Source organism: Butyrivibrio sp. FCS006, assembly GCF_000424525.1.
GTDB lineage: Bacteria > Bacillota > Clostridia > Lachnospirales > Lachnospiraceae > Butyrivibrio.
Genome location: NZ_AUKB01000013.1, coordinates 73,935 through 85,606, shown reverse-complemented (window position 1 = coordinate 85,606; position 11,672 = coordinate 73,935). Strand labels below are relative to the sequence as shown.

11 protein-coding genes are annotated in these 11,672 nt (G+C 45.8%); 6 read left to right on the top strand and 5 right to left on the bottom strand.

The window, feature by feature from the left end; translation table 11 throughout:
• Positions 1-16: 16 nt before the first annotated feature.
• The 5 genes from G633_RS0105180 to G633_RS0105160 all read left to right on the top strand — a co-directional run bounded on the left by G633_RS0105180 (position 17) and on the right by G633_RS0105160 (position 3,546).
• Entirely contained in the window at positions 17-766 is a 750-nt protein-coding gene (locus G633_RS0105180; protein WP_155834914.1) for a spermidine synthase, read from the top strand.
• A 26-nt stretch (positions 767-792) separates the two neighbouring features.
• On the top strand, positions 793-1,389 hold the full coding sequence (locus G633_RS0105175) for an HD domain-containing protein (protein ID WP_026519266.1): 597 nt from the start codon (positions 793-795) through the stop codon (positions 1,387-1,389).
• Positions 1,390-1,396: 7 nt separating this feature from the next.
• Positions 1,397-1,594, top strand: a complete 198-nt coding sequence (locus G633_RS0105170; RefSeq protein ID WP_026519265.1) for a hypothetical protein — start codon at positions 1,397-1,399, stop codon at positions 1,592-1,594.
• Between the two features lie 163 nt (positions 1,595-1,757).
• Positions 1,758-2,237: a DUF2798 domain-containing protein gene (locus G633_RS0105165; RefSeq protein WP_026519264.1), complete on the top strand. Its 480-nt coding sequence runs from the start codon at positions 1,758-1,760 to the stop codon at positions 2,235-2,237.
• Between the two features lie 115 nt (positions 2,238-2,352).
• The gene (locus G633_RS0105160; protein ID WP_026519263.1) at positions 2,353-3,546 is read left to right on the top strand and encodes an NAD(P)-dependent oxidoreductase; all 1,194 of its coding nucleotides are present in this window, start codon (positions 2,353-2,355) and stop codon (positions 3,544-3,546) included.
• Positions 3,547-3,566: 20 nt separating this feature from the next.
• On the opposite strand, the gene G633_RS0105155 is transcribed toward G633_RS0105160, so the two are convergent.
• Genes G633_RS0105155 through G633_RS0105135 form a run of 5 tightly spaced genes read right to left on the bottom strand, consistent with a single transcriptional unit; the run spans position 3,567 to position 10,263 of the window.
• Positions 3,567-4,895: a HAMP domain-containing sensor histidine kinase gene (locus G633_RS0105155; RefSeq protein WP_026519262.1), complete on the bottom strand. Its 1,329-nt coding sequence runs from the start codon at positions 4,893-4,895 to the stop codon at positions 3,567-3,569.
• Entirely contained in the window at positions 4,892-5,614 is a 723-nt protein-coding gene (locus G633_RS0105150) for a response regulator transcription factor (RefSeq protein ID WP_026519261.1), read from the bottom strand. The genes G633_RS0105155 and G633_RS0105150 overlap by 4 nt, the downstream gene beginning before the upstream one ends.
• 37 nt (positions 5,615-5,651) lie before the next feature.
• A complete protein-coding gene (locus G633_RS0105145) occupies positions 5,652-8,030 on the bottom strand; it encodes an ABC transporter permease (protein ID WP_026519260.1) in 2,379 nt (792 codons plus the stop codon).
• Between the two features lie 29 nt (positions 8,031-8,059).
• Positions 8,060-8,878: an ABC transporter ATP-binding protein gene (locus G633_RS0105140; protein ID WP_035770756.1), complete on the bottom strand. Its 819-nt coding sequence runs from the start codon at positions 8,876-8,878 to the stop codon at positions 8,060-8,062.
• Positions 8,878-10,263 carry an efflux RND transporter periplasmic adaptor subunit gene (locus G633_RS0105135; RefSeq protein WP_026519258.1) on the bottom strand — a complete coding sequence of 462 codons (1,386 nt, stop codon included), beginning with the start codon at positions 10,261-10,263 and terminating at the stop codon, positions 8,878-8,880. The genes G633_RS0105140 and G633_RS0105135 overlap by 1 nt, the downstream gene beginning before the upstream one ends.
• Before the next feature lie 220 nt (positions 10,264-10,483).
• Between G633_RS0105135 and G633_RS0105130 the strand changes: the two genes are divergently transcribed.
• A complete protein-coding gene (locus G633_RS0105130) occupies positions 10,484-11,638 on the top strand; it encodes a GTPase (protein ID WP_026519257.1) in 1,155 nt (384 codons plus the stop codon).
• Positions 11,639-11,672: the final 34 nt, after the last annotated feature.

Below are 11,672 nucleotides of genomic sequence, written 5' to 3'. Positions count from 1 at the left end.
AAAGCATAATGACTATATGAGTGCAAAAAACATGACATTTATGCAAATGCTCAGGCTGGCTGTGGCGCCGAAAACCATTTATCAGTCAGACGACGGGCACATAGTAATCCTCGACAGGATCGAGCATAAGAGGCCGGTAAGGCTTCTTTTGTATGACGGAGTGCGGGAATCAGGGGTGTATCTCGATGAGAATGGGGACACAGACCCGCTGTTTTACTATATGCAGTCGTTAAAAGAGATATCTCTTTTCTATGAGGGGCTTGATAAGGCGCTTCTAATAGGCGGCGGTGGTATGGCATTTCCAAGGTATTATACAAGTTGTGTGCCCGGTGGCCGGATGACTGTTGTCGAGAAGGATTCGGGGATGCTGGATCTGGCCCGTAAGTACTTCTCGTTCGCAGAGAATGACAGAGTAAGGGCCGTTGTTGGCGACGGAATAAAGCATATCTCGCAGCTTGCACTGGAAATAGCCGCTGATGAAATTGGGAGTGAATCCAAGAAGTATGACTTTATCGTATTTGATGCATTTGAGGGCAGAAAGCCGGTAAAAGAGCTGCTCTCAGAGGGAGTGCTCAAGCTGACATATCAGATAACAAGAGCCGATGGCATTCTTGCTATCAACATGCTTAACGGATCTGAGGGAGTCATATCAATGCAGACTCACTTATGTCAGGCGATACTAAAGAAAATCTATAAGAACACTAAGATCATCAACTGTCCGCAGGGCTGGAACTGCATACTGATGGCCTCGGACAGGGAATTATAAAAGTAATAATAGTTGGGAGGAGAGCAATGATCACAAGAGATGAAGCATTTGAACTGCTGAAAAAGTACAACAAGGATCCGTTTCATATTCAGCATTCCCTTACTGTTGAGGCTGTAATGAAGTGGTATGCAAATGAACTGGGATATGGCGATGAGGCTGAACATTGGGGGATTGTAGGCCTTTTGCATGATATCGATTTTGAGCTATATCCGGAGGAGCATTGCCTTAAAGCGCCTGAGCTTTTAAGAGACGGCGGAGTAAGCGAGGATATCATTCATTCGGTTTGCTCTCACGGCTATGGAATTACTGTTGGATGCGGACAGACTATCGATGTAGAACCGACACACGAGATGGAGAAAGTTCTTTTTGCTGCAGATGAACTTACGGGACTTATATGGGCAGCTGCGCTCATGAGACCGTCAAAGAGCACCAAGGACATGGAGCTTAAATCTCTTAAGAAAAAGTACAAGAGCAAGGGCTTTGCAGCCGGCTGTTCGAGGGAAGTAATAGAGAGAGGTGCGCAGCAGCTTGGCTGGGAGCTTGATAAGCTGCTTACAATGACACTTCAGGCGATGGCTGCAGAAGAAGACCTCATTAACTCGGAGATGGCCAAGGAAGGATAATGGAACAATGAGTAAACAGGAATTATTAGATCTTATAGACAAAGCAGGAAAGGGCAGCATAGAAGCAGCCGAAGCCATAGCCGAAGGATACTTCAAAGGCTCTTTTGACGGAAAAAAGAACTTGGAAAAGGCTAAGAAGTGGGCTTCCTACGCAGCAAAACATGGCAGTGAAAAGGCTGCGGAGATACTTGCGAAGCTGAGTTAAAATTCCCTATTACACAACCACAAATTTTCTGCTATAATCACTACTCGATGCAAAAAATATATGAAGATATTGAGCTGGTATTTATTGGAAACGTACACCCTGTGGTGATAACGAACAACACGCCTTTGGTCTTCCCCTGGACAATGAAAGGAGAACCCCAGGTATGTTACCACAGAATAAGTTTCAAGATGTAATTTTCACTCTGTTCATGGCATTTGTCATGGTCTATGCAATGATCTGCTACAACATTTCCCTAAGCGTGGGTGGAATGCAGAATTTCGTGTTCCTCGCAGCATTTAAAGAGATCATAATCATGTGGCCTATAGCTGTAGCTTTAGAGCTTTTGTTTGTTGGAAAACTGGCGCAGAAACTGGCCTTTAGATTTGTTACACCGGGAAAAGACCCGATGATAATGATTGTACTTGCTATCTCAGCAATGTCAGTATGTCTTATGTGCCCACTGATGAGCCTTGTAGCAACAATTCTTTTTAAGAATGCCGGCGTAGAGTTTGTAGCAGTCTGGCTTCAGACAACAGCCCTGAACTTCCCAATGGCGCTCTGCTGGCAGATTTTCTTTGCCGGACCACTTGTTAGAAATGTATTTGGATTCTTTGTTAAGACTATAGGAAAAGGGAAACAGTAAGTAAAACAGTACATAATATTCCACTTTTATGCAAATGTAAACGCTTACAAGGAATATGTTCAAATGATATAAATGGAACAAGAAGCAAAAAGCATATAAAGTGGAGGAGTATGATATGTCTGTACATGTTATCGATGAAGCAAATCGCTGTTTACAGTGTACCAACCCCATATGCAGGGAAAACGGATGCCCGATTCACACCAATATTCCTAAGATGATACGTCTTTTCAAGGAAAATCGGATGATGGAGGCTGCGGAGATGCTCTTTGAGAATAATCCGCTGTCCATGATCTGTTCGCTTGTGTGCAACCATGGGAATCAGTGCGAGGGAAATTGTGTAAGAGGCATAAAGGGGGAGCCTGTGCACATTTCTTCAATTGAGAATTACATTTCCGACTCATGTTTTGAGAGGCTTGATCTTAAACCTGCTCCCTCAAACGGAATGAAAGCAGCTGTTATTGGTGCAGGACCTGCGGGGATCACTATTGCGATAATACTGGCACTAAAGGGATATTCCATCACTGTTTTTGAGACTCATGACAAGATTGGCGGAATACTTCGCTACGGAATTCCGGAGTTCAGGCTGCCCAAGTCGATCCTTGACAGATATTACAAGAAAATGCGCGAACTGGGCATCAAGTTCAGGCCCAATTTCTCCATCGGCGGATCTACCGGAATAAAAGACCTTTTAAATGACGGATATAAGAGCGTGTTTATCGGTACCGGAGCCTGGAGACCAAGAAAGCTCGGGGTTCCCGGTGAGACCTTCGGAAATGTCTTTTACGCCATAAACTATTTAAATAATCCGGATGTTTACGAGCTTGGAGATAAGGTTGCGATAATCGGCGCAGGAAATGCAGCCATGGATGTTGCCAGAACTGCTATAAGACACGGCTCAAAAGATGTTGTTGTCTATGTGAGAGGCGATGAAGTCAGCGCTTCGCCCGAAGAATTTGAATATGCCAAGGTTGACGGCGTGAAATTTGAGTACAGAAAGTCTATTGTCAGGATTGAGGATGACGGACCGGTATTTAAAGATGATGAGAACGTTGAAAAACTGGTTCCTGCTGACAGTGTGATAATCGCAATTTCACAGGTTCCGCAGGACAGGATCGTAACTCGTGAAAAAGACCTAAAGCTCAACGAGAAGGGCAATCTTGCCACAGATTCCAACGGAGAGACTTCACTTCCCGGCGTTTTCGCATCCGGAGATGTGGTTACGGGCGCCAAGACAGTTGTTGCTGCAGTAGCAGTATCCAAGCAGATTGCAGAGGATATGGACAGATACATGAAGTCTAAGAAGGACTGATAAGGCCGGAAATATATGGCTTATACCTTCCTTAGTACCAGTTCCACAACGAAACCGTTGTCGTTGTAATACTCCATGCCTCCGCCTTGTTTGTTCATGTACATCTTGCAGAGGTACATACCAAGGCCATAGCCGGATTTGTCGGTGGAATTCTTGCCACGATAGTATTTCTCGGCGATGAGCGGAAGGTCGTCTTTATCGACACCGGGGCCGTTGTCGCGGATCCTGATCTTTATGAAGCTCTCGCTTTTGCCGCTTTCATTAGGGATATCGTCTGCTACAGAGAAGCTCACTGTGATATCCGTGCCTGCGTATTTGGCGGAGTTTCCGATGATGTTATCGATTACCTGTTCCATGCGCTGTCTGTCCATGTAGACAAGGCAGGGATGGATGTGGTTTTCGAGTATGATATTTCCAAAGGAGGAGAGGCTCTTTATCCTTTCCTCGATGAGAACCGAGCTTTCCTCGGTGACATTAATACTGATCTTTTCCATGTCTTCAAGGCTGGCATGCATAACATCGCTTAGGAGCGAGCTTACAGTGTCGGCCTTGGCAGATATGGTTCTTACTTTATCAAGAGTATCGTTACATTCTGAAATGCTGCTGTCTTTGCCCGTTGCTGATGGGTCAGAAGACAGCTCTTTTAATTTACGGGAATATTTAAGGTCAAGAACATCGCAGGTTGCATTGATGACAGCCAGCGGAGTCTTTATGTCGTGACTTAGTCCCTGAATAAGCTCTTTTCGCGCAATCTCAGCTGTGCGCTCTCTATCGATGGAAAGCTTTAGCTGTTCGCGCATGAGATCAAAGCCTTCCACGAAGCTGCCGAACATATTTGTCCGGCGGATGGGAAGGGGCTTATCAAGGTCGCCCTTTGCGATATCTGTTGCAAAGTCTTTGAGTTCTTCGATGGGTTTTAAAAAGACTGTGTACATGTACAACAGCAAAAGATAGCCACAAATGAGCACTGCCAGCCACAGCGCCAATGCGACTTTTAAAATCTGATGTTTGGTATTGTCAAAGTTATCTTCCCTGTCATTCCAGGCAACTTTCCCGGCGTACTGACCGTCAACACTAAGGTCCAGCACCAGAGCGCCTGAGGCGTAGAGCTGGGAAAGCTCCGGGTCGTCGATCTCTTTTGCAAAAATGATGTGACAGGAGTATTTGTCCTCCACGTCGGCCTCAGACATTCCGCTTTCTATGTCGCTGCTGACTTTGTGGAGCTGATCATTGTAGTAGACGATATCTCTTTTGCCATAAACCGTCTTCCTGTTCAGGGTGTAGAACAGGATCAGTATAAGTAGCATAAATATGGTAAAAGAAATAAATATCCGCTTTAAACTCTTCATGGCAGCTCTAAAATGTATCCTGTTCCCCAAACAGTCTTTATGAGCCGTGGCTCATTTGGGTTCTCCTCAATCTTTTCCCTAAGTTTCCTGATGTGTACGTTGAGCGTACTGTCGCTGAAATATGTATCTCCCCACACTTCGTCAAAGAGGACTTCCTTTCTGACTATGGTGTCGTGATGCTTGTATAGGCAGTCAAGGAGCGCGTATTCCTTGGCCTTGAGTGGGATGCTGTTGCCGTCTATGATGACCGACATGGTAGGGCTGTCCATTGCAAAGCCGCTATCATTGCCGGACTGAGCCGTGTCTGCAGGTGTATCCGCTTCTGTCGCCGAGCTTTGAGCGTTTTTCAGCTGGGCTATCCGCTTTAGGTTTACCTTGACCTTGGCCAGCAGCACCGATAAGCTGTAGGGCTTTTTGATGTAGTCATCGCCGCCGATGGACAGGGCGATCAGCACGTCATCGTCGCTCTGCCTTGCGCTTATAAACAGGATCGGAAGCTGCATTTCTTCGCGAAGTTTTTTGCAGACATCAAAGCCCGAGCCGTCTCCTAAGTTGATGTCTAGGAGCACCAGATCGGCAGTGTTGCCCTCGTCAAAGAAACTGAGGCAGGATGCAGCGCTATCCACAAACTCCGTGGAAACGTCGAACATCCTGAAATACTCAGCAGTCATTTTGGCAAGTTCAGTTTCATCATCCACAATAAGACAGTTGTAGTGCATAGTTTATCTCCGTATGGATTATTGTATCACATAGTGCCTATTCTTCGGTAATCATCTTAACCGGCTCCAGGGTCTTTATCCTGCGACCCATGAATGCGGCGGTCAAAAGAGCTACTCCGCAGATGATAATTGCAGTAAGAAGGTACGATATCGGCTCTATATTGAAGTTGATCTTCTTAAAACCGAATATTGCCATGGTCGCTACCATGAGCTTGGTGCCAAGGATAGGAGAGAGCAAAAGACCTGTCGACACGCCTATGAGTATCGAAGGCATGTTGGACATCATCACCTGGCCGATGAGCTGGCGGGAGGTAAAGCCCAGGGCTTTGCTGACGCCAAGATTCCTCCACTGCTTGTTGATGTTGGTCCTGACAATCAGGGACTCAACAAAGGCTACGATAAGAATGGTAAGGAACGTTACAAAGAAAGCAAAGGCTTTCATTCCGCTTGTAATAAGGCCTACAGTCTGGTGAGCAGCTTCCTGATAGTCTGTTACCGCCTCTTCGGGATAGAGGTCTTTAAACTCTTTTTCAAATTCTTTAAAGGTCACACCGGGCTTAAAAGTGACGCAGACCTGCATGGTTTCCGGAAGGGCTGTGACCTTGGAGAGGCCTTCTGTTGTCATAAAGGCCATCATTCCCATGTTGTTCATGGTCTGGGATATTCCGCATACAATATAGGATTCCTCGGCCATGTCGTTCTTGACCATTACCACGTCGCCAACTGATGCGCCAAGCCTCATGGAGGTGTTGGTGGCCAGCATGACTTCGTTGGGGTATTTTGGCCAGCGGCCTTCAATGATTGATCCGCCTACAATTGTTGATGTGTCGGAAAAAGACCTTGTGGTGATAGATTGCTTGTTTCTCTTGTAATAGTAGTTGACGCTCATCCAGACCTCGCGCCTGGTGTTTTCTACGCACTTCAGGCCCCGGATGGTGTTCTCCATAGCCTCATCACCTGAGAAGAATGCGTCATATACATCAAAACCGCCCATTTCCAGCACGCCTGCGTCATTTCCGTAGGTGTCCATCATGCCGAAGGCAACGATGGTAGATATGGAGAGGATCATCATGATAAAGATGACGCCAAGCTGATTTCTGAACCTTCCGAAAGTGTCCTTCAGAGCGAGAGTAACTGCGATCGGAAGAGCCGTTTTGTCGAAGGAAAAGAGATTTCTTTTAAAATTATGCGTGTTTACGCCGCCTCTTAAGGCTGATAAAACGCTGACTTTGCTGTACTCTCGTCCAAGATAGACGGTAAGGAGTGCAACGAGCAGGCAAATTCCTAAGAATACGCCAAGTGCCACAGTGATGTTCACGGGCTGGTTCCACTTAAGGCCCAGAGTTATAAGGATGATGATCCCGATCTTGTCAATCAGCAGCGCGCCGATAACAATTCCAATAAACGCTCCGATTCCGGCCACAAGCAGAAGCTGGCACAAGAGAATCAGTACCAGTTCCCTTACTGTATAGCCTGAAGCCTCCATGATAGCGGTGTTTTTCATGTTTGTCATGATGAAGTTCTTGACGCTGAAGTTTATAATAACAATCGCTATTGTAAGCATGATCACCGCAAAAAGGAAGATCATTACCACAAAGACCATAGGCAGGATCATGGAACCTGTCTTCATGAGTTCAGCGGGAACAATATTGACACTGGTCATTTCGGCATCGGGATGAGCTTTGGAGTATTCGTTGTACCAGTTCATCAGATCGTCACCGAGTTCGTCTGAGAGAGTGTTTGTATCAATGTGCTTTTTTTTGGCAGTATCTGTAAGCTGTGTCTTGATATAGCGGCCTTCAAGGGCACCCTTTGGGTTTTCAAAGAGTATGGTTTCATAGAGCTTATCAGATACATACATTTTGTAGATTCCCATATTCAGGGGTGAGCAAAAGAGATTGTCCTCATTGTAGCCTGCTACGTTAAGATCATAGACGTTATCGCCTATCTTAAGCTGCAGAGTGGAGCCGATATCAAAGGTGGTACTCAGCGAAATCGGGATTATTACATCATGTCCCGAAAACCCGGATGCATCGATACTAAGAGTCTGGATCTTCATTTCTTTTTCGTAACTGCTGATGTAGAAGGGGTATTCGATCCAGGTCTTGGAGCCCTTTAATCTGTATTTTGAGCTGCATTCAATGTAATTTTCAGTCTCATAGTTTTTGAGATAAACATTGCCTTTTATTATTTCTTCGAGCTTGGCTATGACAGGCTCGCTGTGTCCGCATAATGCGAAGATGTCGGCGGAGTTTATCTTTTCTCTGTTGGTATCGACAACCTTTCCTGTATCGGCCAGGAAAGAAGCGCTTATAAAGATAAAAAGAGCTGAGAGAGCAGAGAGGATAAAGAAGGTGATCATGTCGCTCTTTTGCTTTTTTATGTTGTTCTTGGCAATAAAGAAAAATCTGTACACTGTATGTTCCTCTTTCAAAAAGGTAAGGATTACCAGCCCATGTCCTGAAGGAAATTCTTAAGTCGCTGATGGCGCTCTTTAGCGTGTTCAAGATCAGGGTTGGACTCATCCTTGTAATCCCCGGCGTAGGGACCGAGGTCGATTTCATCACTGATAATTCCGTCTGAGAGGTAGATTATCCTGTTTCCGCGCTCGGCGGCTTTGATGGTATGCGTTACCATTACAATGCTCTGACCCTCGTTATTGAGGTTTGAGAGGATATTAAGGACGTTCTCTGTGTTCTGGGAGTTTAAGGCGCCTGTCGGCTCGTCTGCAAAAAGAACTTCCGGACTGTTTATAACGCCTCTGACCACCGCAACTCTTTGCTGCTGGCCACCGGACATCTGGGTGGGGAACTTGCGAAAGTCGGCCTCTCCGATCTCTACGCTCTCTAAAAGCTCTTTTGCCTTGTTTGCGAGAGCCTTTCTGTCGGTGTTCTTTAAAAGACCGCAGACCATGACGTTGTCCAGGGCGCTCATGCTGTCATTGAGGTAGTTCTGCTGGAAAACAAAGCCCACGTGATCGCGCCTGAACATGGCTAGCTTGTCGTTGCTGAAGTTCGATATATCAGTCTCTGTGCCGTCTTCGTCAGTATAGTACATTATGGTGCCCATGCTGGGCCTGTCCATACCTGAGAGAGCATATAGGAGAGTACTCTTACCGGAACCGGAGTTGCCCATGATTACAGTAAAATCCCCTTTGTATATAGAAATATTTAAGTTTTTCAGTACGTGCTGCTGCACGGAATCATTTGAAAAGGTCTTGGAAAGATCTTTTGCACTTAGTATTTTCTGCTTTTCTATTGACATTATTTATTCACCTTTACGCCCATTCCGTCGGTTATTTCCACAGAATCCTTCCATACTACGAGACAGCCTTCGTCAATGCCGGACTTAACTTCGACCATATCATCGCTTCTAAGGCCGCACTCGACAAATTCTTTTTCCGCCTTGCCGTCTCTTGCGACAAAGACATAGCTGCCTTCCTCATCCTCGTTGAGGGCCTCAAGAGGAATGCGGGTAACATCGGTGAGATCGGAAGTGTGGATCCTTGATTTGGCTTCAAGTCCAAGGATGATGTCGCTGTCGGGCTTATCGAGAGTTATCTCAATGCCGATACCTGTGCCGGTTCCGGAGTCCTTGGTCATGCGCTCGATCCTTGAAACCTTGCCTTCATAGTCTTTATTCTTGATGTTTACTGTGGCCGGCTGGCCTTCTTCAATGTTTACTATATCATACTTGTTTACATTGCTTTTTATTACTATATCAGAAATGGACTTCAGGGTGAGGAGTTTTGCGCCTTTTGCAACGCTGCCACCTTCTGTGGCATCAATCTGGGTCACAACACCGTCAAACTCGGCGCGGATTCCCTCTTTTGCCTTGGCATAATCCTCGAGCTCAAGGGAGGTTGCGAGCTCATTGGATTCTTTTACGGCTGCGAGCTGATCCTTGGCGCCGGAGGTCATAAGACCCATGACGGTGCTGGCTTTCTGGCTGGTCATTTCCGCTTTGTATTCCTTGTAGTTTGAAAGCTGAGTGTTCAGAGCGTTGAGCTCTTCCTGCATCTGTACGATGTCGTCAGCGTATTGCTGCTCATAAGCATTGGTCTGAACGAGCTTCTGGAGGTTCTCATACTCATCGGAATCAGGCTTGTCGGCCCAGTCGATAAGAGATATCTGGAGCTTTGCACCGAAGTCTGCAAGATCTGCTTTCCTCTGAGCCAGCTTGTTCTGGGTGTTTGCGATGGCTGTCTGTGTGTCGGCTATCTGCTGATCAAGAACCGCGAGATTTGTCTTAGCCTCTGAATATAGACCTGCTGTACGGCCACCTGTCTGCATGGAATTGTTGTAGCTTCCAAGATCGGCCTGGGCTTTGAGCTCTGCCATGGTCTCAAGCTGCTCGATTTCCTCAAGGTCATAGGAGATGATGAGATCGCCCTTTTTTACGAAGTCGCCTTCCTTTACATGGATGGTAGCGATCTTGGCAGTTACATCCGAATAGTAGCTTCGGTCTGTATTGCTCTCAACGGTTCCGTTAACCTCAACTTCACTGTCGATGACGCCCTTATCAACAACGTAGGCGCTTACTGACATTGCTGCGTTGGAGCTGATTGAAACGCCACCTACTGTGAGTACTGCGATGGCTGCGGCGATTATTATAAGTAATCTCTTGTTTCCCAATAATTTTTTAATCATAACGTTATCCCTCATACTTAATCGTTTACGTGTGTTACTATACTTACTTTACCGCGATAAAATTAATAAGTCTTAAGATGTCTCTTGCGTAATTCTTAATTGATTCTTAACTGGAAAATATTCAAATTAACACTTTTAATTTCACGGCAAATTGATATGATTAATAGTGCAAAAGTAGATTGGGTATTGAACGGGGGGCATCGCACATAGGAGAAAAACCATGGAAAAGCCAAATGTTCTGGTAGTAGGTTTTAATGGAGTAGGAAAGTCGACACTTATAAAGACTGTATTGGGCGATGAGGCGATGAAAAAGCCCAAAGCAGCCAGCGCGGGCAAGCATGAGGATTTTCGGGTTTATGAGAATGAGAAAGTTCCATTCAGGCTGATTGATACGGTCGGCATTGAGCCCGGGCTTCTCAAGGAGCAGCGCGCGGTAAATGCTGTAAAAAAGTGGTCGGGAAATGCCATAAAGGCTAAGAAAGTAGAGCATCAGATCAGCGCGATCTGGTTCTGCGTGGACAAATATACATCAAAGCTCTTTCCCAAAACAATAGATTCTTTCATGGATGCCATCAGTTTATGGAAGGATGTTCCGATTGTTGTCGTGATCACGCAGTCCTATGAAGAAGATGATGTTAAGCAGACAAAAGAGATTGTGGAGAAAGCTTTTTTGTCCAAGAAAAAATATGCTACAAGGCTGACGGAAGTTGTATCGGTCATTGCAAAGCCCAAGCAGACCGAAGAAGGCGAGATGCTGGCGCCGATGGGAATCACTGAGCTCATTGAGCTCACGAACGAGCTCTTACCTGTGGGCCTTCAGGCTTCTGAAAAGGATATGGCGAAATATCTTTTATCCAGAAAAAGAGCTATGTCCCATGCTGTAGTCAGCGTGGCTACTCTTGCAGGAATAACAGCGGGAGGCATCGCGATTCCGGCGGTGGATCTTATGATTTTAAAGCCGACGGAGTCTTTGGAAATTGAGTCCATATTCAAGATCTGGGGCATCAAAAAGACCAAGAAGGCAAAAGAGCTGCTGAAGCTCATCGTGGATATAGGGACGGTCAGCCTTACAGGAAAGGCGCTGGTGTCATCGCTTAAGCTGATTCCCGGTATCAATCTGGGAGCTGCTTCAGTTAATGCAATAATCTCAGGAACCATCGTATTTGCTCTGGGAGAAGCAGCTGCTTACGTATTTGAGCAGATCGCCACGGGCAAGAAGACGCTGGATGATATGGAATGGGCCAAGAAGATTTTGCAGGATTCACTCTCAAGTACGGTTTTGGACAAGATTACTATTGCTGCCAAGAAATTGTCGAAGAATGCGGATAAAACTGAGATAATGGATTCTGTAACACAGGCATTTGCAAAAGGATGAGTAAGATATATAATATTGGTGAAGGCAAAGGCGC

What these genes read in the sequence shown, in the direction of transcription:
- G633_RS0105180 (WP_155834914.1), top strand. Translation starts at nt 17, where the DNA reads ATGAGTGCAAAAAACATGACATTTATGCAAATGCTCAGGCTGGCTGTG.
- G633_RS0105175 (WP_026519266.1), top strand. Translation starts at nt 793, where the DNA reads ATGATCACAAGAGATGAAGCATTTGAACTGCTGAAAAAGTACAACAAG.
- G633_RS0105170 (WP_026519265.1), top strand. Translation starts at nt 1,397, where the DNA reads ATGAGTAAACAGGAATTATTAGATCTTATAGACAAAGCAGGAAAGGGC.
- G633_RS0105165 (WP_026519264.1), top strand. Translation starts at nt 1,758, where the DNA reads ATGTTACCACAGAATAAGTTTCAAGATGTAATTTTCACTCTGTTCATG.
- G633_RS0105160 (WP_026519263.1), top strand. Translation starts at nt 2,353, where the DNA reads ATGTCTGTACATGTTATCGATGAAGCAAATCGCTGTTTACAGTGTACC.
- G633_RS0105155 (WP_026519262.1), bottom strand. Translation starts at nt 4,895, where the DNA reads ATGAAGAGTTTAAAGCGGATATTTATTTCTTTTACCATATTTATGCTA.
- G633_RS0105150 (WP_026519261.1), bottom strand. Translation starts at nt 5,614, where the DNA reads ATGCACTACAACTGTCTTATTGTGGATGATGAAACTGAACTTGCCAAA.
- G633_RS0105140 (WP_035770756.1), bottom strand. Translation starts at nt 8,878, where the DNA reads ATGTCAATAGAAAAGCAGAAAATACTAAGTGCAAAAGATCTTTCCAAG.
- G633_RS0105135 (WP_026519258.1), bottom strand. Translation starts at nt 10,263, where the DNA reads ATGATTAAAAAATTATTGGGAAACAAGAGATTACTTATAATAATCGCC.
- G633_RS0105130 (WP_026519257.1), top strand. Translation starts at nt 10,484, where the DNA reads ATGGAAAAGCCAAATGTTCTGGTAGTAGGTTTTAATGGAGTAGGAAAG.